General features: G+C 42.9%; 17 protein-coding genes. 12 read left to right on the forward strand and 5 right to left on the reverse strand.

The window, feature by feature from the left end; translation table 11 throughout:
* Positions 1-289: 289 nt before the first annotated feature.
* The 4 genes from gyrB to dnaA are packed head-to-tail and all read right to left on the reverse strand — an operon-like array spanning position 290 to position 6324.
* Positions 290-2704 carry a DNA topoisomerase (ATP-hydrolyzing) subunit B gene (gene gyrB, locus PR767_RS11760; protein ID WP_004906802.1) on the reverse strand — a complete coding sequence of 805 codons (2415 nt, stop codon included), beginning with the start codon at positions 2702-2704 and terminating at the stop codon, positions 290-292.
* Positions 2705-2722: 18 nt separating this feature from the next.
* Positions 2723-3817 (reverse strand): DNA replication/repair protein RecF, encoded by a 1095-nt coding sequence (gene recF, locus PR767_RS11765; protein ID WP_004906804.1) that lies wholly within the window; start codon positions 3815-3817, stop codon positions 2723-2725.
* A gap of 9 nt (positions 3818-3826) precedes the next feature.
* Positions 3827-4927: a DNA polymerase III subunit beta gene (gene dnaN / locus PR767_RS11770; protein WP_004906806.1), complete on the reverse strand. Its 1101-nt coding sequence runs from the start codon at positions 4925-4927 to the stop codon at positions 3827-3829.
* Between the two features lie 5 nt (positions 4928-4932).
* Positions 4933-6324, reverse strand: coding sequence for a chromosomal replication initiator protein DnaA (gene dnaA / locus PR767_RS11775; protein WP_109912543.1), 1392 nt, complete (start codon positions 6322-6324; stop codon positions 4933-4935).
* 759 nt (positions 6325-7083) lie between these two features.
* Between dnaA and rpmH the strand changes: the two genes are divergently transcribed.
* The 5 genes from rpmH to mnmE all read left to right on the forward strand — a co-directional run bounded on the left by rpmH (position 7084) and on the right by mnmE (position 10975).
* A complete protein-coding gene (gene rpmH / locus PR767_RS11780) occupies positions 7084-7227 on the forward strand; it encodes a 50S ribosomal protein L34 (protein WP_004906236.1) in 144 nt (47 codons plus the stop codon).
* A 21-nt stretch (positions 7228-7248) separates the two neighbouring features.
* A complete protein-coding gene (rnpA, locus tag PR767_RS11785) occupies positions 7249-7608 on the forward strand; it encodes a ribonuclease P protein component (RefSeq protein ID WP_004906229.1) in 360 nt (119 codons plus the stop codon).
* The gene (gene yidD, locus PR767_RS11790) at positions 7572-7832 is read left to right on the forward strand and encodes a membrane protein insertion efficiency factor YidD (RefSeq protein ID WP_036959180.1); all 261 of its coding nucleotides are present in this window, start codon (positions 7572-7574) and stop codon (positions 7830-7832) included. Before rnpA ends, yidD begins: the two co-directional genes overlap by 37 nt.
* Before the next feature lie 2 nt (positions 7833-7834).
* Complete coding sequence (gene yidC, locus PR767_RS11795; protein WP_004906815.1) at positions 7835-9484, forward strand: membrane protein insertase YidC; 1650 nt, start codon at positions 7835-7837, stop codon at positions 9482-9484.
* 126 nt (positions 9485-9610) lie between these two features.
* Complete coding sequence (gene mnmE, locus PR767_RS11800) at positions 9611-10975, forward strand: tRNA uridine-5-carboxymethylaminomethyl(34) synthesis GTPase MnmE (RefSeq protein WP_004906817.1); 1365 nt, start codon at positions 9611-9613, stop codon at positions 10973-10975.
* A 137-nt stretch (positions 10976-11112) separates the two neighbouring features.
* Here mnmE and fdhD read toward each other — a convergent pair whose 3' ends face one another.
* On the reverse strand, positions 11113-11943 hold the full coding sequence (fdhD, locus tag PR767_RS11805; protein WP_109912542.1) for a formate dehydrogenase accessory sulfurtransferase FdhD: 831 nt from the start codon (positions 11941-11943) through the stop codon (positions 11113-11115).
* A gap of 173 nt (positions 11944-12116) precedes the next feature.
* Here fdhD and fdnG point away from each other — a divergent pair, with 173 nt between their 5' ends.
* The 7 genes from fdnG to frc (PR767_RS11840) all read left to right on the forward strand — a co-directional run bounded on the left by fdnG (position 12117) and on the right by frc (PR767_RS11840) (position 22828).
* Positions 12117-15164 (forward strand): formate dehydrogenase-N subunit alpha, encoded by a 3048-nt coding sequence (gene fdnG, locus PR767_RS11810; RefSeq protein WP_272520381.1) that lies wholly within the window; start codon positions 12117-12119, stop codon positions 15162-15164.
* An 11-nt stretch (positions 15165-15175) separates the two neighbouring features.
* On the forward strand, positions 15176-16120 hold the full coding sequence (fdxH, locus tag PR767_RS11815; protein ID WP_004906826.1) for a formate dehydrogenase subunit beta: 945 nt from the start codon (positions 15176-15178) through the stop codon (positions 16118-16120).
* On the forward strand, positions 16117-16773 hold the full coding sequence (fdoI, locus tag PR767_RS11820) for a formate dehydrogenase cytochrome b556 subunit (RefSeq protein ID WP_094961977.1): 657 nt from the start codon (positions 16117-16119) through the stop codon (positions 16771-16773). The genes fdxH and fdoI overlap by 4 nt, the downstream gene beginning before the upstream one ends.
* Before the next feature lie 656 nt (positions 16774-17429).
* Complete coding sequence (frc, locus tag PR767_RS11825; RefSeq protein WP_004906829.1) at positions 17430-18680, forward strand: formyl-CoA transferase; 1251 nt, start codon at positions 17430-17432, stop codon at positions 18678-18680.
* Positions 18681-18745: 65 nt separating this feature from the next.
* Complete coding sequence (gene oxc / locus PR767_RS11830) at positions 18746-20449, forward strand: oxalyl-CoA decarboxylase (RefSeq protein WP_004906831.1); 1704 nt, start codon at positions 18746-18748, stop codon at positions 20447-20449.
* Between the two features lie 102 nt (positions 20450-20551).
* A complete protein-coding gene (yfdV, locus tag PR767_RS11835) occupies positions 20552-21496 on the forward strand; it encodes a transporter YfdV (RefSeq protein WP_004906833.1) in 945 nt (314 codons plus the stop codon).
* Positions 21497-21571: 75 nt separating this feature from the next.
* On the forward strand, positions 21572-22828 hold the full coding sequence (frc, locus tag PR767_RS11840) for a formyl-CoA transferase (protein WP_164529307.1): 1257 nt from the start codon (positions 21572-21574) through the stop codon (positions 22826-22828).
* Positions 22829-22986 lie beyond the last annotated feature (158 nt).

Raw genomic sequence — 22986 nt, forward strand, 5'->3', positions numbered from 1 at the left:
CGCCGATGCTCTTGGTAAAAATTTTATTTTGCGGAGTTTATTTATAATATGTTTATTTTTTATGACAGTTTTGAAAATAAAAAAATCTTATTAATTAGAGCGTTAAGCTTTATTTTTTAATTTTTTTTTCCTTTGTAAAGTGGTTTTGTATTGATTAGTTTCGTTTTTTTGTTTTTTATTATTGGTTTAATTAAATCATAAAAATAAGATAATAATTATAGAAAAAATCAAAAAAATAACCCCAAACTTTCGGATGGGGTTATTAAATATTATTTAGTTAGCTGAATAATTAGATATCAATATTCGCTGCTTTTAAGGCATTTTCTTCGATAAATGCACGACGTGGCTCAACAGCATCACCCATTAATGTGGTGAATAGTAAGTCTGTTGCAATCGCATCTTTCACCGTCACACGCATCATACGGCGCGTTTCTGGGTTCATGGTGGTTTCCCAAAGTTGTTCTGGGTTCATTTCACCAAGACCTTTATAACGTTGTACGTATAGGCCACGACGAGACTCACGTGTTAACCAAGCCAGAGCTTCTTCAAAGTTACTGATGTCTTGGCGACGTTCACCGCGCTTGATATAAGCACCTTCTTCAATTAAGCCGCTGATTAAGTCGCCTAAATGAGTGATACGGCGGTATTCGCTGCCATGAACAAAGTCAAAATCGAGGTTATAGTCGGTATCAACACCATGGGTACGAATACGGATTGTTGGCTCGAATAATTGACGTTCACGGTTTTCATTAATGACATAGCTATAAGTGCTACCGAATTGTTCGTTATCTTCTAAGCGCTTAACCAGCGTTTTAGCCCATTCTTCCACTTTTTCGCTGACTTTTAAATCATCTTCAGTCAAGGTTGACTGATAAACCAGGCTGTTAAGTAGGGCTTGAGGATAAAGGCGCTCAAGACGACGAATAATACGGTGTGCGGCATTATATTCGACAACCAGTTTTTCGAGTTCTTCACCTTTCATAGCTGGCGCTTCGGCACTTAAATGCAGCTCTGCGCCATCAAGGGCGATAGAAATCAGGTAATCGTCCATCGCATCGTCATCTTTAATGTACTGCTCTTGTTTACCACGTTTCACTTTATACAGTGGTGGTTGAGCAATAAAGATATGGCCACGTTCAACGATTTCAGGCATTTGGCGATAGAAGAAGGTCAACAGTAACGTACGAATGTGCGAACCATCGACGTCCGCATCCGTCATGATAATAATGCTGTGATAACGCAGTTTGTCAGGATTGTATTCATCACGGCCAATACCACAGCCTAATGCCGTAATCAGGGTTGCAACTTCCTGTGAAGACAGCATTTTATCGAAACGCGCTTTTTCTACGTTTAGAATTTTACCTTTCAGTGGCAAAATGGCTTGGTTCTTACGGTTACGGCCTTGTTTTGCAGAGCCGCCCGCGGAGTCCCCTTCCACAAGGTACAGTTCAGATAGTGCAGGGTCACGTTCTTGGCAGTCAGCCAGTTTACCTGGCAAGCCAGCTAAATCTAATGCGCCTTTACGACGAGTCATTTCGCGAGCTTTGCGCGCCGCTTCACGTGCGCGTGCGGCATCAATAATTTTGCCCACAACGATTTTTGCATCGTTCGGGTTTTCCAGTAAATATTCAACCAGTTTTTCGTTCATCATCGTTTCAACCGCCGTTTTCACTTCGGAAGAGACCAATTTTTCTTTGGTTTGTGATGAGAATTTAGGGTCGGGAACTTTTACTGAAATAACTGCAATCAGGCCTTCACGTGCATCGTCACCGGTTGCGTTGACTTTGCTTTTCTTCTGATAGCCTTCTTTTTCCATGTAGTTATTTAATGTGCGTGTCATTGCTGCACGGAAACCAGCGAGGTGAGTCCCCCCATCGCGCTGAGGAATGTTATTGGTGAAGCAGTATACATTTTCTTGGAACCCATCATTCCACTGCATTGAAACTTCAACGCCAATACCGTCTTTTTCAGTTGAAAAATAAAAGACAGAAGGGTGGATAGGGGTTTTATTACGGCTTAAATACTCAACAAAGGCTTTGATACCGCCTTCATAATGGAAATGGTCTTCTTTGCCATCGCGTTTATCGACGAGCTTAATAGAAACACCTGAGTTTAGGAACGATAACTCACGTAAGCGTTTTGCTAAGACATCATATTCAAATTCAGTCACACCTTTAAAGGTGTCCATGCTTGGCCAAAAACGAACGCGTGTTCCTGTTTGGTCAGTTTCACCGACAACAGTCAGAGGCCCTTGAGGCTCACCGTGTTTGTAGATTTGCTCATGAACTTTGCCATCACGGCGGATAACTAATTCTAATTTTTCAGATAAGGCGTTAACAACGGAAACCCCAACACCGTGTAAACCACCGGAGACTTTATAGGAGTTGTCATCAAATTTTCCGCCTGCGTGCAGAACGGTCATGATAACCTCTGCGGCTGATACACCTTCTTCTTCGTGGATACCTGTAGGGATACCACGTCCATCATCCTGTACGGAGATAGAGTTATCGGCATGGATAGTGATCACGATATCATCACAAAAGCCTGCGAGGGCTTCGTCGATAGCGTTGTCGACAACCTCGAAAACCATGTGATGAAGACCTGTTCCATCGTCTGTATCACCGATATACATGCCCGGGCGCTTACGCACCGCATCCAGTCCTTTTAATACCTTGATACTTGAGGAGTCATATGTATTCGACATCAACGTTTCCTGCTCTTTCTATTCCTGAGGTTGAACTTCTATTTTGCCATGTTCTACACTAAACATCTTGCTATTTGCATCTATCATATCATTAACTTGCTCAGGTGTAATGGCACTGACAAACACTTGCGCTTGTGTAGCTTTGAGGCGGGCTGCCAGTAATTGGCGACGGCCAGCATCAAGTTCAGAAGCAAAATCATCCAGTAGATACAGGCATCGTTGCCCGCTCTGATGGGTGAAAAACTCACCCTGCGCTAATCTTAATGCACACATAAGTAGCTTCAATTGGCCTCGTGAAAGCATATCTTCAACAGGTGTTCCATTTGCTCGAATACGCAAATCAGCTTTATGTGGCCCTGAAGCGGTATAGGTTAGCGCTCTATCACGCTCAAATTGGCGCTCTAATTGTTCTGAATAATCAATTTCTTTATCCCAACCGCGTTGGAAGGATACTGAGAGTGAAAATTCGGGTAAAAATTGTTGGCAAGTTTGCTCGATATTTTCGGCAATACCTGCAATATAGTCATGGCGCCATTGGCTTATTTGCTCAGAAAGCGGTGCCAGTTGTTTATCCCAATGACGAATTTGCTCATAACGAGTAACTTGCCGTAAAGCGGCATTGCGTTGTTTTAATAACCGTTTTAAATCTGACCATACTGAAAAAAACAGCGGGTCATTGTGAAAACAACCCCAATCAATAAAAGCACGTCGATATTTAGGACCACCATTTAGCAAAGTAAACCCTTCAGGGGTAATCAGTTGCATTGGCAATAATTTTGCTAGCTCTGCAATTTTATGGCCATCAGTACCGTCTATTCGAACTTTACTATCACCATCACGGTTTTTGCTTAAACCTAGTGAAAGGTCGTTTCGCTGTTCATCTAAATGGCTAAGTTTACCATGAAGAATGAATTGCTCTTGCTCATGACGAATAACTCGGTTCGCTTGAATGCTGCGAAATGCACGGCCATGACCGAGTGTATATATGGCTTCCAATATGCTGGTTTTACCGCTCCCATTGGGGCCAATTAAAAAATTGAACCCATTAGCAAGGGAGAGATCCGCATTTTCAATATTTCGAAAATCACGGATCAATAAACGCGAAAGGATCATAAATACCGATTACAAGCGCATTGGCATGACAACATACACCGCTGCTTTACTGTCAGCGTCTTCAATCTGCACACTGGAAACGGCATCGGTTAACAGAAGTTGCACATTTTCACTTTTTAGTGCATTTAAGACATCTAAGATGTAGCTGACGTTAAAGCCAATTTCCATCTCAGTACCTTGGTAGCTAACATCAACAATTTCTTCAGCTTCTTCTTGCTCTGGGTTATTAGCTGTAATGCGCAGTTGGTTTTCACTGAAATATAAACGCACACCGCGGAATTTCTCATTCGATAAAATCGCAGCGCGAGAAAAGGCTTGTTTGAGTAAATCACAGCGTGCTTCTAAGGTTTTGTTTGGATTTTTCGGTAGTACTCGGCGGTAATCAGGGAAACGGCCGTCAACCAATTTAGAGGTAAAGATAAAATCCCCAACGTGAGCACGAATATTATTACTGCCGATTTGCAGTTGTAGAGGGGTGTCACCACCATCTAACAAACGCATTAACTCAATGACCCCTTTACGAGGTACTATCACTGAATGAGAAGGTAGCGATTGACCAATATCCATCGCACACACGGCAAGCCTGTGACCGTCTGTGGAAACGGTTCTGAGCATTTGGTCTTCGGTTTCAAATAGCATACCGTTAAGGTAATAACGGACATCTTGGTGCGCCATTGAAAATTGAGTTGCTTCAATTAAACGTTTCAGTATTGATTGCGGAAGAGAAAATTCCACTTCGCTTTGCCAGTCATCCAAGTTTGGAAAGTCAGCAGCTGGCAATGTGGATAATGAAAAGCGGCTACGTCCAGAACGGACGAGCAGTCTGTCATCATTCAGCTCTACATGAATTTCAGAACCTTCAGGTAGCCCACGCCAGATATCAAAAAATTTGCGTGCGGGCACGGTGGTTGCGCCAATTTCGTGCTCCCCTGTTAGGGCAACATTGGCCATCATCTCCATTTCAAGGTCGGTCCCAGTGAGTTGGAGGGTGCCTTCTTTCACCTGTAATAAAAGGTTACCTAAAATAGGCAGAGTTGGACGCCCACCTAAAGGACCACTAACCTGTTGTAACGGTTTTAATAACTGCTCGCGTTCTATTGTAAATTTCATAGCAATTAAGATGATAATGTTCTGATTAAATTAGAAAAATCTTCTTTGATGTCATGGCTTTCTTCCCGTAATTGTTCAATTTTACGGCAAGCATGTAACACCGTGGTATGGTCACGGCCGCCAAAGGCATCCCCGATTTCAGGTAAACTATGGTTAGTCAGCTCTTTTGCCAGTGCCATTGCCATCTGACGCGGACGCGCGACAGAACGGGAACGGCGCTTAGACAATAAATCTGCTACCTTAATTTTATAATATTCAGCAACTGTTTTTTGAATATTATCAATAGTTACCAGCTTTTCTTGTAGTGCTAATAGGTCACGCAGTGCTTCTCTGACAAAATCGATAGTAATCGCGCGGCCAGTAAAGTTTGCGTTGGCAATCACACGATTTAACGCCCCTTCTAATTCACGAACGTTCGAGCGAAGGCGTTTGGCGATGAAAAAGGCCACTTCACCCGGAAGTTGGATTTCATTTTCATCTGCTTTTTTCATTAAAATCGCCACGCGAGTTTCTAACTCTGGTGGTTCGATTGCAACGGTTAGGCCCCAACCAAAACGCGATTTTAAGCGATCTTCCACACCGTTAATCTCTTTTGGGTAACGGTCAGAGGTCAAAATAATTTGCTGATTGCCTTCCAGTAGCGCATTAAAAGTATGGAAAAATTCTTCTTGTGAGCGCTCTTTGTTAGCAAAAAACTGGATATCATCAATGAGTAGCGCATCTACAGAACGGTAATAACGTTTGAATTCTTCAATTGCGTTGTTCTGTAGAGCTTTGACCATATCTTGAACAAAACGTTCAGAGTGCATATAAACCACGCGAGCGTTGGCTTTATGCTGCATAATACTATTGCCGACAGCATGTAATAAGTGGGTTTTACCTAAACCAGTCCCACCATAAAGAAATAATGGGTTGTAGGCACCACCTGGATTTTCTGCCACTTGCCTCGCAGCAGCGCGAGCCAATTGGTTCGATTTACCTTCAACAAAGTTATCAAAAGTGTGCTTAGGGTTTACATTAGAACGATAAGCAACTTCTGGTTGTACTTTGGCTGAGTTGTCCCAACTCGGTTTAATTGGGGCTGACGGAACGGCAAACGCAGGTACTTGTTGAGTTGTACGTGCTTGTGTTGCTGCCGGTGCGACTGTAATCGGTTTGTTGCCTACCTCAAAGTGTAGTGCAGGCGCGTCAGTTCCACAAAAGTCATTCAATAATTCATTGATATTATTGATGTACTTGTCTCTAACCCAGTCGAGAACGAAACGATTTGGGGCATAAAGTGCCAGTGTATTGTCGTTTAATTCAGCTTGAAGGGGTCGTATCCACATACTGAATTCTGTGGCAGGTAGTTCATCCTGCAATCGGGCAAGACATTGCTGCCAAAGCGAAAGTGACACGTTGGACTCCCCTAAACAAGGTCAATGGAACAAGAAGTACGGATGTAAACAAAGAGTTTCTCGGGCTCATTCTTAGTGCTATGACCCAAAAATATTTTAGATTAACGCTTACTTACTGCATATTGCCGATCGATGGATCAGAAATAGACCAGCGATCATACCGCAAAATTAGTCAGAGATCTCCATTCTTTTACACAGTTTTTATGCTTTTTATCCACAGGTAAATGTGATAAGGCCCCTCTTATAAAGAAGAAATAGACTGGGCTACCTAAATTTATCGTCATTTTTCCACATGCTGGGGATAACTTTAGACGATTTACAGTAAATATTCTGTATGATCAAAAAATATTTTTAGATCTCTTGAAGATCCTTGCGCTTTGGGTCGGAGTCCGTATAATCTTCCTCCCTGTGTACAGTACAGATGTGATTTTTACACGAAACTGAGGTAAACTTGTTGGGCTATATCGCTTTATTTTAACGTTAATGTTAGGTGGGGCGGGGCAAAAAACAGGTTTTCAGCCAGTATGCGAATGTAATCATTCGTCGGCTGTCACAACATATGTCGGCAAACCGGTCAGCCAGGCTATAAATAAAAGTGGTTTGATTGCGTCATTTCATTGACGTGACCCCCTATGTTTTATTACAATCCTGCCTCTTTCTATATTGTTGCGATAGAGGCACAGGTGTAAATCAGTTTCCACTGGTTGCCAACGCGTTTACTGAATCAGTAATAAATTTAAAAGTTAGGTAGAAATCGTTATGAAACGCACTTTTCAACCGTCCGTACTGAAGCGCAACCGTTCACACGGTTTCCGTGCTCGTATGGCCACTAAAAATGGTCGTCAGGTTCTGGCTCGCCGTCGTGCTAAAGGCCGCGCTCGTCTGACCGTTTCATCTAAGTAATAAAGCTAGCCCTCTATTCAAGTGGTTACGCTCGCTTTTACCCGGGAGTTACGTTTGTTAACTCCCAGGCATTTCGATAATGTCTTTAAGCAGCCGCAGAGGGCGAGTTCCCCAGAGATAACAATCCTTGGTCGCCTAAACGAGCTGGGGCATCCCCGCATCGGTCTTACCATCGCCAAAAAAAATGTTAAACGAGCTCATGAGCGAAATCGTATTAAACGGTTAGCGCGTGAATATTTTCGTCTGCATCAACATGAGTTGCCTTCAATGGACTTTGTGGTATTGGTAAGGAAAGGGGTCGCTAATCTCGACAATCAACAGATCACGGAAGCATTGGATAAGTTATGGCGTCGTCACCGTCGCTTGGCTCAAAAATCCTGATCATGCTGATCAGAGGCTACCAACTGGCAATTAGCCCGTTGTTAGGGCCTCGTTGTCGCTTCAATCCTACTTGTTCAAATTACGGAATTGAGGCATTGCGCAGGTTTGGTATGCTAAAAGGGAGTTGGTTAACGGCGAAACGCGTATTAAAATGCCACCCTTTACACGCTGGTGGAGATGATCCTGTCCCACCTAGAAAAACTGATGATAATAGAGAATTATAACGATGGATTCGCAACGCAATCTTCTACTCATCGCTTTGTTGTTCGTGTCGTTCTTAGTTTGGCAGGCCTGGGAGAGCGATAAAGTTGCTCAGGACGTTAAAACTGTTCAAACTTCGCAACAAGCGGATATGCCAAGCAGTGATGCTCAAGCCGTAACTGGCAGTGGGCAAGGTAAGCTCATCACAGTCAAAACTGATGTACTGGATATTCGCATCAATACTCGTGGTGGTGATATCGATGAGGCTGACCTGTTAGCCTATCCTGCGACCCTTCATTCGGAAAGCCCTTTCCGTTTACTGGAAACTAATCCAGGCTTTGTCTACCAGGCACAGAGTGGTTTGATTGGTCTTCATGGTCCAGACAACCCAGCAAATAATAATGGCGAACGTCCGCTGTATAGCGCAGATTCTACAACTTTCACATTAGAGAAAGGCCAAGACGTCTTGCGCGTACCAATGACATTTACTGATAATAACGGTGTTATATATCAGAAAACGTACATTGTTAAACGTGGCCAATATACTGTTGAAGTTGAATACAGTATTCAAAACCCAACCGCTCAACCACTGAGTCTCGCTTTCTTCGGTCAGTTAAAACAAACTATCGAGTTACCTAAAGAGCGTGACACTGGCAGCAGCAATTTTGCTCTGCATACCTATCGTGGTGCGGCGTATTCTTCTGATGAAAACAACTATAAAAAATATAGCTTTGGCGACATCGAAGATAAAAACCTCGACTTAACCACCAAAGGTGGCTGGGTAGCGATGTTGCAACAGTATTTTGCAACCGCGTGGATCCCGGCAAGTGCTGAAAAGAGTACTTTCTACACCATTGACCTTGATAAAAAATCTGCCATCATTGGTTATAAGAGTGAACCAATGACTATCGCAGCTAATGGCGCTGGTACTTATTCATCAACGTTATGGGTTGGTCCTGAAATTCAGTCTGAAATGGCTGCAGTTGCACCACATTTAGACTTAACCGTTGATTATGGTTGGTTATGGTTTATCTCTCAGCCACTGTTTAAACTGCTGAAATTCATTCACGGTTTTGTGGGTAACTGGGGTATTGCTATCATCGTTATCACCTTTATCGTTCGTGGTATTATGTACCCACTGACTAAAGCACAGTACACCTCGATGGCGAAAATGCGTTTACTGCAACCTAAACTGGCTGCAATGCGTGAGCGTATTGGTGATGATAAACAACGTATGAGCCAAGAAATGATGGCGATGTATAAAGCAGAAAAAGTAAACCCACTGGGTGGTTGTTTACCTCTGCTGATTCAAATGCCTATCTTCCTTGCACTTTACTATATGTTGATGGGTTCTGTTGAACTGCGTCACGCACCATTCTTTGGTTGGATTCAAGACTTGTCTGCACAAGACCCGTACTACATTCTGCCAGTATTGATGGGTGTGACGATGTTTGTGATTCAGAAAATGTCACCAACCGCTGTGACTGACCCAATGCAGCAGAAGATTATGACGTACATGCCAGTCGTGTTCACCATCTTCTTCCTGTGGTTCCCATCAGGTCTGGTTCTGTATTATATCGTGAGTAACTTAGTCACCATCATCCAGCAACAAGTGATTTACCGTGGTCTGGAAAAACGTGGTCTGCACAGTCGCGATAAAAAAGAGAAAAAATAGTCTCGCTTCTCAGTAAACTGAGAATGGCTTCACAAAGCGGGATTCTATAGTAGTATTAAGGCGACCAAACACGGTCGCCTTTATTCTTTTCAAAAAACAGTTTTTAAGTCAAAACAGAGAAACATCATGCAAATCAACGATACTATCGTCGCACAGGCAACACCTCCCGGTCGTGGTGGTGTCGGTATTTTACGTGTATCTGGCCCGAAAGCGGCGCAGATTGCCGAAATCGTGTTGGGAAAACTCCCTAAACCACGTTATGCGGATTACCTGCCATTTCGTGATGAGGATGGCTCTGTTCTTGACCAAGGTATTGCGCTTTACTTCCCTGGGCCAAATTCATTTACGGGTGAAGATGTGCTTGAATTACAAGGACACGGTGGGCCAGTTATTCTTGATTTATTGCTCAGAAGAATACTAACGATTGATGGTATTCGCATTGCGAATCCTGGTGAATTTTCTGAGCGAGCATTTTTAAACGATAAGCTCGATTTAGCCCAAGCGGAAGCAATTGCCGATTTGATTGACGCGAGTTCTGAACAAGCGGCGCGTTCAGCGATGAATTCGTTACAGGGCGCATTTTCTTCTCATATTCACCAATTGGTGGAAGCACTCACTCACTTGCGCATCTATGTGGAAGCAGCTATCGATTTCCCAGATGAAGAAATTGACTTCCTGTCTGACGGTAAAATTGAAGCTAAACTCAACGAAGTGGTGGCAGATTTAGAACAAGTTCGCTCCCAAGCGCGCCAAGGTAGTTTATTGCGTGAAGGAATGAAAGTGGTAATTGCAGGGCGCCCAAATGCAGGAAAATCGAGCTTGCTAAATGCATTGGCGGGGCGTGAGGCTGCGATTGTCACGGATATTGCGGGAACGACGCGTGATGTATTACGTGAACATATTCATATTGATGGTATGCCATTGCATATCATTGATACTGCAGGCCTGCGCGAAGCCAGTGATGAAGTTGAGCGAATTGGTATCGAACGAGCTTGGAAAGAAATTGAACAAGCGGACCATGTGCTGTTTATGGTTGATAGCACTACAACTAATGCCACGGAACCACAAGAAATTTGGCCTGAATTTATGGCGCGCTTACCTGATGAACTTCCGGTCACCGTAATTCGTAACAAAGCCGATATGACAGGCGAACCAGTTGAGTTTATTGATAATACTCGTTATCCGTTAATTCGTTTGTCTGCACGCGAAGAAAAAGGCATTGATTTGTTGCGCGATCACCTAAAAGAAACCATTGGCTTTAATAGCAATACTGAGGGTGGTTTCCTTGCTCGTAGTCGCCATTTACAAGCATTGAATGCGGCAGCTGTTCACCTAGAACAGGGCTATGACCAGTTAGTGAACGCTCGCTCCGGTGAGTTATTAGCGGAAGAATTACGTTTAGCTCAGCAAGAACTCAGCGAAATCACTGGTGAGTTCACTTCTGATGATTTATTAGGCCGTATTTTCTCAAGTTTTTGTATTGGGAAGTGATGCGGTATCGCCTAAAACCTACACGTCATACCGTGTAGGTTTGTTTTATCGGTAGTCCCCGCGTTTTTCCTGCCTTAATTCGCTATTAAGCTATTCTGACTTCTCTTAATCTAAAATGATTATCTTCAGTTGGAAAGTTAATCCCTTACCCGACTCCCGTGCGTAAACACCGTCGCTTTACCTTGACGACAAAAGCCGACTAAGGTCAAATTGGCTTTTTCTGCGACTTCAATAGCGAGTGCAGTGGCGGCGGAAACAGCAAATAGAATTTCTGCACCACAGCTAGCGGCTTTTTGTACCATTTCATAGCTAGCACGGCTAGAAACCAGTACTGCGCCTTGTTGCCATTGGTTACGATGTTTCATACCTAAAAGTTTATCCAGAGCCACATGACGGCCGACATCTTCACATCCACCGACTAATTGCCCTTCTGGTGAAATCCATGCGGCCGCATGGGTACAACCTGTCAGTGCACCAATTTCTTGCACTTTTTTCAATTCATGTAATGCATTATCGAGATGCGAGAGAGAGAAGGTTTGGGTGAAAGGTAGTGGGGCGATCGGTTTGAAAATTTCATCGAGTTGCTCAGTGCCACAAATACCACAGCCTGTACGCCCTGCTAAATTACGGCGACGTTCTTTGAGTTCCATAAACCGACGGCTAGATAATTCAACATGCACTTCAATTCCGCGGTTGCAGCCTTCCACGATATCAATTCCACGAATTTCATCATCTGACTGTATTATCCCTTCAGAAAGTGCGAAGCCGACTGCAAAATCCTCAAGATCTTTTGGCGTTGCCATCATTACCACATGGGATATGCCATTGAAGACTAAAGCGACAGGAGATTCTTCTGCTACATAGTCATTTACGAGTAAATTCAGGTTGCCTTTTTGTTGCACGGTTGTGTGATTTAAGCCAATCATTTTGGTTAATTTGGAGTCATTTGTAGTATTTGTTTCATACATTAGATGAATTCCTAGCATTAATGATACATAATATTAATTATGGGTAAAAAGAATTTACACCATTTGCCGGGCAATGAACCTGGGACGTAAGGAAGACGTTGAATAAAAACAGTTTACCTGATTATCGCGATTGGCGTTAGGTAAACATGAGCAATGTAAATGAGGAGATCCCCATGCAAGTCAGCAGAAGGCAGTTCTTTAAGATCTGCGCTGGCGGTATGGCAGGTACGACGGCAGCGGCCTTGGGTTTTGCACCCGCCACCGCGTTAGCGTCAACGCGCCAGTATAAATTACTGCGTGCGAAAGAGACCAGAAATACCTGTACCTACTGTTCTGTCGGCTGTGGGCTGTTAATGTACAGCCTCGGTGATGGCGCGAAAAATGCAAAAGAGAGCATTTTCCATATTGAAGGGGACCCGGATCATCCGGTAAACCGTGGTGCACTTTGTCCGAAAGGTGCTGGACTTATCGATTTCATCCACAGTGAAAGCCGCTTGAAGTATCCTGAAGTGCGTGAGCCGGGTACTAATGAGTGGAAACGTATCACGTGGAACGAAGCATTTGACCGTATCGCTAAGTTAATGAAAGAAGACCGCGATGCGAACTTTATTGAGAAAAATAAAGACGGTGTCACGGTAAATCGTTGGCTGACCACCGGTATGCTATGCGCATCGGCGGGGAGTAACGAAAGCGGATTTGTAACGCAAAAATTCACCCGCGCTCTCGGCATGCTTGCCGTTGATAACCAAGCGCGTGTCTGACACGGACCAACGGTAGCAAGTCTTGCTCCAACATTTGGTCGCGGTGCGATGACCAACCACTGGGTTGACATTAAAAATGCAAACCTAGTTGTCGTTATGGGTGGAAATGCAGCAGAAGCGCATCCAGTCGGTTTCCGCTGGGCGATGGAAGCTAAAATCCATAATAAAGCCAAACTTATTGTTATTGACCCACGCTTTACCCGTACTGCGGCAGTGGCGGATTTTTACACGCCTATCCGTTCGGGTACAGATATCGCGTTCTTATCAGGTGTTATCAAATACTTACTGGATAATGAAAAAATTCAGCGTGAATACGTGGAAGCGTATACCAACGCCAGTTTAGTTATTCGTGAAGATTATGGTTTTGATGACGGCCTGTTTACAGGTTATGACGAAGAAAAACATCAATATGATAAAACCACGTGGAACTATGAGATGGATGAAAACGGCCTTGCGCTGCGCGATCCGACTCTGAAACACCCACGTTGTGTGTTAAATCTATTAAAAGAACACGTCAGCCGTTATACACCTGAAGTGGTGAATAACATCTGTGGTACGCCAATTAAAGATTTCTTGCAAGTCTGTGAATACCTTGCAGAAACGAGTGCTAAAGATAAAACAGCATCGTTCTTATATGCATTAGGTTGGACTCAACATACCGTGGGTGCGCAAAATATTCGTACCATGGCGATGATCCAATTACTGCTGGGTAATATGGGGATGTTAGGCGGTGGTGTAAACGCACTGCGTGGTCACTCTAATATCCAAGGTCTAACTGACTTAGGTTTGCTATCTCAGAGCTTACCGGGTTATTTAACCTTACCATCAGACAAACAAACCACATTAGAAAGTTACTTAGCTGCAAACACGCCAAAAGCAACGGTTGAAGGTCAAGTTAACTATTGGGGTAACTACCCGAAATTCTTTGTTAGTTTGATGAAGACTTTCTACGGAGATAAAGCGCAGAAAGAAAATAATTGGGGCTTTGATTTATTACCGAAATGGGATCAAGGCTATGATGTGCTGCGTTATTTCGAAATGATGGATAAAGGGGAAGTTAACGGCTATATCTGCCAAGGCTTTAACCCATTAGCATCATTCCCGAATAAAAACAAAGTCGTTAAGTCGCTGTCAAAACTGAAATTTTTGATTACCGTTGACCCACTGAATACGGAAACCTCGAATTTCTGGCAAAACCACGGCGAAATGAATGATGTGAATCCGGAAGAAATCCAAACTACGGTATTCCGCCTGCCATCTTGCTGTTTTGCTGAAGAAAATGGTTCGATTGTTAACTCAGCGCGTTGGTTACAATGGCACTGGAAAGGTGCGGATGCCCCAGGTGAAGCGATCAGTGATGGTGAAATTCTGTCTGGTATTTTCCATCGTCTACGCCAACTGTATGCCTCTGAAGGTGGTGCAGTACCTGAACAAGTTCTAAGTATGACTTGGAATTACTTCGACCGTGATAACCCAACGCCAGAAGAAGTCGCTCAAGAAAACAATGGTTATGCTTTAGTTGACTTAAAAGATGCGGATGGCAACGTTATTGCGAAAAAAGGTGAGCTGTTGAGTTCGTTTGCCCAATTGCGTGATGATGGTACTACTGCAAGTGGTTGCTGGATTTTCACCGGTAGTTGGACGCCGAAAGGTAACCAAATGGCTAACCGTGATAACTCTGACCCAACGGGTCTAGGTAACACATTAGGTTGGGCATGGGCGTGGCCTCTAAACCGTCGTGTGATTTATAACCGTGCATCGGCAGACCCAATGGGTAAACCGTGGGATCCGAAACGCCAAATCCTCGAGTGGAACGGTAGCAAATGGATAGGAATGGATATTCCTGACTATAGCAATGCTGCGCCGGGAAGTGGTGTTGGTCCGTTTATCATGCAGCCAGAAGGTATGGGACGTCTATTCGCACTGGATAAAATGGCTGAAGGCCCATTCCCAGAGCACTACGAACCAATTGAAACGCCGCTGGATACTAACCCATTGCATCCAAAAGTCGTATCAAACCCTGCTGCTCGTGTGTTTAAAGATGACTGGGCACAAATGGGTAAAGCGACAGAATTCCCTTATGTGGGAACGACTTATCGTTTGACTGAACATTTCCACTATTGGACAAAGCATGCCTTGTTAAATGCCATCATTCAGCCACAACAGTTCATAGAAATTGGTGAACGTCTGGCGAATGAAAAAGGTATCAAACAAGGTGATACGGTGAAAGTCAGCTCTAAACGCGGTTATATCAAAGCAAAAGCGGTGGTCACCAAACGTATTCATACGCTGAAAGTGGCGGGTAAAGATATTGATACTATCGGTATCCCTATTCACTGGGGCTTTGAAGGCTTGGCTGTGAAAGGCTTTATTGCTAACACGTTAACGCCGTATGTGGGTGATGCGAATACTCAGACACCGGAATTTAAATCGTTCCTTGTCAATGTGGAAAAGGTGTAAGGAGATAAATTATGTCAATGCAATCTCAGGACATTATTCGTCGCTCTGCCACCAATTCCCTGACTCCCGCGCCTCAGGTGCGGGACTATAAGGAAGAAGTTGCAAAGCTTATCGATGTGACGACCTGTATCGGCTGTAAAGCTTGTCAGGTCGCGTGTTCCGAATGGAACGATATCCGTGACAAAATCGGGACGAACGTTGGGGTATATGATAACCCAACAGATTTAACCGCTAAATCATGGACGGTAATGCGCTTCTCTGAAGTGGAAGAGAACGATAAATTTGAATGGCTGATCCGTAAAGATGGTTGTATGCACTGTGCTGACCCAGGCTGTCTGAAAGCGTGCCCTTCGGAAGGCGCGATAGTACAGTACAAAAACGGTATCGTTGATTTCCAATCAGAACATTGTATTGGTTGTGGTTATTGTATTGCGGGTTGTCCGTTTGATGTACCGCGCATCAACCCAGAAGATAACCGTGCATACAAATGTACGCTGTGTGTTGACCGTGTTGAAGTCGGTCAAGAGCCTGCGTGTGTGAAAACGTGTCCAACCGGCGCTATCCACTTCGGTAGCAAAGAAGACATGATTAACATGGCTGGTGAGCGTGTTGAAGAGCTGAAAACTCGTGGTTATGCAAACGCAGGTTTATATGACCCTGAGGGGGTTGGTGGTACGCACGTGATGTACGTTTTACACCATGCAGATAAACCGCAGTTGTATCACGGATTGCCGGAAAACCCGACAATCAGCCCTACAGTCACTTTCTGGAAAGGTATCTGGAAGCCGTTAGCAGCGGTTGGTTTTGCTGCAACATTTGCGGCGGCCATCTTCCACTATGTGGGTATTGGTCCGAACCGCGTCTCCAAAAAAGATGAAGAAGAAGCTTTAGAAGATTTGCATAATGCAATGTCCTCTGACACTTCGAAATCAAAAGAAGGGGAGGATCAGAAATGATGCCAGATGATAACGACAAAATCATCCGCCATAAACCGATTGAAAGGATCAATCACTGGGCGGTTGTGATTTGCTTTTTGTTCACCGCAATCAGTGGGTTAGGGTTCTTTTTCCCTTCACTAAACTGGTTTATGAACATTTTAGGCACACCACAGCTGTCGCGAATTTTGCATCCATTTGTGGGTACGGCGATGTTCTTGCTGTTCGTATTTATGTTCTTCCGCTATTTCCACCATAACTTCATTAATAAAGAAGATATCAAGTGGGCAAAAAATATCGGTAAAGTACTGAAAAACGAAGAAGCAGGTGATGTAGGTCAATATAACCTCGGCCAAAAAGGGGTGTATTGGGTAGTCACTATCTGCTTATTAGCGCTGGTGGTCACGGGTGTGATCATGTGGCGTCCTTATTTCGCCGATTACTTCCCAATCCCTGTTTATCGTGCAGCTATTCTTATTCACTCGCTCTCTGCGATTGCGCTGATCATCATGATTGTGGTTCACGCTTATGCTGCGATTTGGGTGAAAGGTTCAGTGCGTGCGATGGTTGAAGGTTGGGTGACTCGTGGTTGGGCTAGAAAGCACCATCCATTGTGGTACCGTCAGCTTTTGGAAAAAGAAAAACAGCAAAAACAGCAACAAGAGAAAAACTAAGTTTTATTATTGTTGTTATCAAACCCACAAATGACTAATGTTATTTGTGGGTTTTTTATATCTAAAAAATATAAACATTCAATTTATTTGAAAGAAAGAAAATTAGATATATTTATTTGATGACCTGTTTACGATTTATTATCATTATAGTTAATCAAAATAAGATTAATACAAAATACACATCAAATAAAGATGCTCTTATTTCGCGTATAATTTACATTGGTTTTTAAACCAAGAATAAACAAATAAATATTTATTTGTTTTATTTTTATGTAAAAAAAAGATGATAATTCTTTAATTTGTTGATAATAAATAATTTTTATAATTATTATTTCTTTGTGAATAGCTATTGAATATTGATATTAGATCAATAAATAGCTATCTTAAATGAACGTTGTTGATTAATTCGATATTTTGTTTCTAATTGCAAGTTTAAGTTGAATTAATATGCTGGCGTTGGAGTATTTTAAGAATGATATGGTTTACATATATTAATAGAATTAATTACTGGACATTGGTGATATTATTTAATAAAAATAGTCATGTAGTTAGTAATAAATATAAAAACCATCATATATATAAATATCTTTTTAACGCAGCTAAATAATTGAACCGTCATACATTCCTTTTACGACAGCTAAATAAAGAGGTAACACATGGATCTTCCTTTACAAGGTATTAAAGTACTGGATTTCACCGGTGTACAATCAGGGCCATCTTGTACTCAAATGTTAGCGTGGTTCGGCGCGGATGTTATTAAGATTGAACGTCCGGGAGTTGGAGATGTCACGCGCAATCAATTAAGGGATATCCCTGATGTGGATGCGCTGTATTTCACAATGCTTAATAGTAATAAGCGCTCAGTAGAATTAAATACCAAAACACCAGAAGGTAAAGAGGTGATGGAGCGGCTGATTAAGCAAGCCGACGTCCTCGTTGAGAACTTCCATCCAGGTGCAATTGACCATATGGGTTTCACTTGGGAACACATTCAAGAATTAAATCCTCGTTTGATTTTCGGTTCCATCAAAGGTTTTGATGAAGACTCTCCTTATGCAAATGTTAAAGCCTACGAGAACGTTGCCCAAGCTGCTGGTGGAGCTGCCTCTACGACAGGTTTTTGGGATGGCCCACCATTAGTGAGTGCCGCAGCGTTAGGTGATAGCAATACGGGTATGCACTTGCTCATAGGCTTACTTGCAGCGCTATTACACCGCGAAAAAACAGGCAAAGGTCAGCGAGTGACTATGTCGATGCAAGACGCTGTACTCAACTTGTGCCGAGTCAAACTTCGTGACCAGCAACGATTAGAGAAAATTGGCTACCTTGAAGAATACCCGCAATATCCAAATGGTACGTTTGGTGATGCTGTTCCTCGTGGTGGTAATGCTGGCGGCGGCGGCCAGCCAGGTTGGATTTTAAAATGTAAAGGCTGGGAAACTGACCCAAATGCTTATATTTATTTTACTATCCAAGAACAGGACTGGGAGCAAACCTGTGTCGCTATTGGTAAGCCTGAATGGGCAACTGACCCTGCTTACAATACACCAAAGGCTCGTCAACCTCATATTTTTGATATTTTTGCTGAAATTGAAAAATTCTTAGCAGATAAAGATAAACATGAAGCAGTCGAATATTTGAGTAAATACGGTGTACCTTGCGCCCCTGTACTCAGTATGCGTGAAATTGCACGAGACCAATCGCTGCGTAAGAGTGGAAGTATTGTTGAAGTTGAACAACCAAAACGCGGGACTTACTTGACGGTGGGTTGCCCGATGAAATTCTCCTCATTTACACCTGATATCAAAAGCGCGCCATTGTTGGGTGAGCACACAGATCAAGTCCTAACTGAATTAGGCTATAGCGCAGATGAAATTGCAGCTATGCGCGCGAACAAAGCGATCTAATTTTAAAAATTGGGAGTGGCTTATCACTCCCTTTAATCTTTTAATCAGTTAATTATGAGGTAGACATGTCTGCTGATCAAACCCAAAACCTGACTGATGGTATGCATATTATTGTCGATGCGCTTAAAAAAAATGGCATTGATACAATCTACGGTGTTGTTGGAATTCCAGTGACTGACATGGCAAGGCATGCACAAGCTGAAGGTATTCGCTATATTGGATTTCGCCATGAACAATCCGCGGGTAATGCGGCTGCAATTAGTGGTTTTATCACCCAAAAACCGGGTATCTGCTTAACGGTTTCGGCGCCAGGTTTTTTAAATGGCATGGTGGCGCTGGCTAATGCAACCACCAACGGTTTTCCAATGATTCAAATCAGTGGTTCGAGCGACAGAGCAATAATTGATTTGCAGCAGGGTGATTACGAAGAATTAGACCAAATGAACACGGCAAAACCCTTTGTAAAAGCGTCTTATCGTGTGAATAAACCCGAAGACCTTGGTATCGCACTCGCGCGAGCAATCCGCGCTTCGGTATCAGGCCGTCCAGGTGGAGTTTATCTTGATTTAACAACGGAAGTGTTGTCTGCCGTGATGGATAAAGACGCGGCGGATAAAACCATTTTTACAGTCGAAGACCCTGCGCCAAGACAAATTCCATCACCCGATTCAGTGAATAAAGCCCTTAAGCTGCTCGCCTCAGCTAAGCGGCCATTAATTATTTTGGGTAAAGGCGCCGCTTATGCTCAAGCAGATGACAATATTCGTCAATTTATTGAAACGACGGGTATCCCTTATTTACCGATGTCAATGGCAAAAGGGCTGTTACCAGATACGCATCCTCAGTCAGCGGCATCTGCTCGTTCATATGCCTTATCCAGTGCGGATGTTGTGGTGTTAATGGGAGCTCGCCTTAATTGGTTACTTGATCATGGTAAAGGTAAGCACTGGTCACCAGAAACTCAATTCATTCAGTTAGATATTGAACCTTCTGAAATTGATAGTAACCGCCCAATAACCGCACCTGTTGTTGGTGATATTTACTCAAGTATCGAGTCTTTATTGGCAGGGCTTAAATCAATCCCTGTTAAATCTCCAACGGAATGGCTTGCTAGTATTGATGAGCACAAGAAAATTAATGTCGAGAAAATGGCAGTTAAGTTAAACACTGACACTTCTCCTATGAATTACTTTAACGCCTTACGTGCAATCCGTGATGTGCTGGTCGATCACCAAGATGTTTATGTCGTCAATGAAGGTGCTAACACGCTTGATAACGGACGAAATATTATTGATATGTACCAACCACGTAAACGCTTAGATTGTGGAACTTGGGGCGTGATGGGCGTTGGAATGGGCTATGCAGTTGGTGCTGCTGTAACCAGTGGTAAGCCTGTTGTAGCGATTGAAGGCGATAGTGCATTCGGCTTTAGTGGTATGGAAATTGAAACGATTTGTCGTTACAAATTGCCGGTCACCATTTTGATTTTCAATAATGGTGGGATTTACCGTGGTGATGGCGTAAATCTCCATGGTGACCAAGACCCTTCCCCTACAGTTTTAATGGGTGGAGCGCGTTATGACAAAATGATCGAGGCTTTTGGTGGCATTGGTTATCAAGCAACAACGCCAGCAGAGATACAGGAAGCCTTGAAGGCAGGTTTAACATCGGGTCATCCAACCTTGATAAATGTCGTTATTGACCCTGCTGTTGGAACGGAAAGTGGCCATATTGGTAATTTAAATCCGAAGTCTGTAGTGAAGAATTAACGCAGCATCACGTTAACTAACAAAGATTACCTTACGCGGCTCATATTGATGAGCTGCGTACGGGGTCTTATTGCCAAATAGGTGGGTCTTATGGCTGATTTTATGTATAAGATTTTTATGAGCGACCTATTACCTATCATTATTATTATGGTACTAGGTTATGTGAGTGGTAAACGAAATGTGTTTACCAGTGACCAAGCGAAAGCATTTAATAAGTTGGTATTAAATTACGCATTACCTGCTGCATTATTTGTGTCTATCGCGCGTGCTAATCGAGAAATGATATTTGCAGACGCTAAATTGACTATTATTTCATTTGTGGTCTTGCTCGTTTGTTTCTTTTTCTCTTTCTTTAGCTGTAAATATATTTTTAAACATAGTCGTGGCGAAGCTGCGGTATGTGCATTAATTGCAGGTTCTCCGACAATTGGTTTCTTAGGGTTTGCGGTTCTAGACCCTATTTATGGTGAAACCGTTTCAACGGGGTTAGTTGTTGCCATTATATCCATCATCGTTAATGCCATTACAATCCCTATCGGCTTGTTCTTACTGAACCCATCTGATGCAGAAGGGAAAAAAGGCGGTGGCGGTATGGATGCATTAATCTCAGCCTTTAAAGAACCTGTCGTATGGGCTCCGGTACTCGCGACTGCTTTGGTACTGGTTGGTGTGAAAATTCCAACGGTTTGGGACCCGACATTTGATTTAATTGCGAAAGCAAACTCCGGTGTTGCGGTATTTGCTGCGGGCCTGACATTAGCCGCGAATAAGTTCGAGTTCGATGGTGAGATTGTCTATAACACGTTATTAAAGCTAGTGTTAATGCCAGGGTTAATGTTACTGGCAGGTATGATGTTTAATATGGGGACAGAGCAACTGCAAATGATGGTATTAGCCGGGGCGTTGCCACCTGCTTTCTCTGGAATAATTATTGCGAGTCGCTTTAATCTGTATACCCGGACAGGAACAGCATCGCTGGCGGTGAGTGTGCTTGGTTTTATCATCGCAGCTCCAGCGTGGATCTATATCTCTCGACTTGTTTCATAGAAAGAATAAATAGGTCAAAATGAGTTGCCATGGCGTGAGAAATGACGCCATGGCAGTTTTGTAAAAAGGTGAATTATGACTTCTTCAAAACCGCTTGATGGGATACGTGTTCTTGATTTTACTGGAGTCCAGTCAGGCCCATCTTGTACACAAATGCTTGCTTGGTTCGGTGCTGATGTAATCAAAATTGAACGTCCAGGGGTTGGGGATGTAACTCGTAATCAATTACGAGATATCCCTGATGTCGATGCGTTATATTTTACGATGTTAAATAGTAATAAACGCTCTTTAGAGCTTAATACCAAAACCCCAGAGGGAAAAGCCGTGATGGAGAAATTAATACGTCAGTCTGATGTATTAGTTGAAAATTTTCATCCGGGGGCTATCGACCATATGGGGTTTACGTGGGAGTACATTCAAGAACTTAATCCTCGGTTAATTTTTGGCTCGATTAAAGGGTTTAATGAAAATTCGCCCTATGCGAATGTTAAAGCCTATGAAAATGTTGCTCAATCTGCAGGAGGATCAGCATCAACGACAGGTTTTCCTGATGGCCCTCCGACGGTAAGCGCTGCGGCATTGGGGGACAGTAACACGGGGATGCATTTATTGATAGGCATACTGACGGCATTATTACACCGAGAAAAAACAGGTAAAGGGCAACGTGTTACGATGTCGATGCAAGATGCGGTGCTTAATTTATGTCGTGTGAAATTACGTGATCAACAACGTTTAGAAAAACTCGGTTTCTTAGAGGAGTATCCTCAATATTCCAATGGAACATTTGGTGATGCAGTTCCCCGTGGGGGAAATGCGAGTGGGGGTGGCCAGCCGGGGACGATGCTCAAATGTAAAGGCAGTGATGTTGATCCAAATGCCTATATTTATTTTATTAATCAAGATCATAATTGGGAAAATACCTGTGATGCAATTGGGCGCCCAGAATGGAAGACTGACCCTGCTTTTGCTACTACACAGGCACGTGCAAGCCATATCCAAGATGTATGGGATGCAATCGAAGAAATCGCCAAAGACAAAGATAAACATGCACTAACCGATTATTTTGATCAGTTTGATGTGCCATGTTCTGCAGTATTAAGTATGAAAGAAATTATGGAAGACCCTTCTTTGCGTCGTAGTGGCTCAATTGTCGAGGTTCAACAACCAAAACGAGGCTCATATTTAACGGTGGGTTGCCCAATGAAGTTTTCAGCGTTTATTCCTGAAATTAAAAGTGCTCCATTGTTAGGGGAACATAATAACGAAGTGTTAAAAGAGCTTGGTTATAGTGATGAACAAATTATGGAAATGAAAAAAAATAATGTTATTTAATTAATAACATTAAATTCGCTCTTAATATGACTCTCTAAAAAAGAAAATTAATATTAGCGGCTATATTTAGATACTCGATGTATTCAAATATAGCCGCTACACTCAAGCTATTATTACCTAAATTATTTGGAATTATAGAAATGTTCTTCCTATTTAAT

It is taken from the genome of Providencia sp. PROV223 (assembly GCF_028479245.1).
Lineage (GTDB): Bacteria > Pseudomonadota > Gammaproteobacteria > Enterobacterales > Enterobacteriaceae > Providencia > Providencia rettgeri.

Bases quoted from the DNA above. Each gene is read 5' to 3' on its own strand.
- yidC (WP_004906815.1), top strand. From the start codon at position 7,835: ATGGATTCGCAACGCAATCTTCTACTCATCGCTTTGTTGTTCGTGTCG.
- oxc (WP_004906831.1), top strand. From the start codon at position 18,746: ATGTCTGCTGATCAAACCCAAAACCTGACTGATGGTATGCATATTATT.
- recF (WP_004906804.1), bottom strand. From the start codon at position 3,817: ATGATCCTTTCGCGTTTATTGATCCGTGATTTTCGAAATATTGAAAAT.
- fdhD (WP_109912542.1), bottom strand. From the start codon at position 11,943: ATGTATGAAACAAATACTACAAATGACTCCAAATTAACCAAAATGATT.
- yfdV (WP_004906833.1), top strand. From the start codon at position 20,552: ATGTATAAGATTTTTATGAGCGACCTATTACCTATCATTATTATTATG.
- frc (WP_004906829.1), top strand. From the start codon at position 17,430: ATGGATCTTCCTTTACAAGGTATTAAAGTACTGGATTTCACCGGTGTA.
- fdoI (WP_094961977.1), top strand. From the start codon at position 16,117: ATGATGCCAGATGATAACGACAAAATCATCCGCCATAAACCGATTGAA.
- yidD (WP_036959180.1), top strand. From the start codon at position 7,572: ATGGCGTCGTCACCGTCGCTTGGCTCAAAAATCCTGATCATGCTGATC.
- frc (WP_164529307.1), top strand. From the start codon at position 21,572: ATGACTTCTTCAAAACCGCTTGATGGGATACGTGTTCTTGATTTTACT.
- gyrB (WP_004906802.1), bottom strand. From the start codon at position 2,704: ATGTCGAATACATATGACTCCTCAAGTATCAAGGTATTAAAAGGACTG.
- rpmH (WP_004906236.1), top strand. From the start codon at position 7,084: ATGAAACGCACTTTTCAACCGTCCGTACTGAAGCGCAACCGTTCACAC.
- mnmE (WP_004906817.1), top strand. From the start codon at position 9,611: ATGCAAATCAACGATACTATCGTCGCACAGGCAACACCTCCCGGTCGT.
- fdxH (WP_004906826.1), top strand. From the start codon at position 15,176: ATGTCAATGCAATCTCAGGACATTATTCGTCGCTCTGCCACCAATTCC.
- dnaN (WP_004906806.1), bottom strand. From the start codon at position 4,927: ATGAAATTTACAATAGAACGCGAGCAGTTATTAAAACCGTTACAACAG.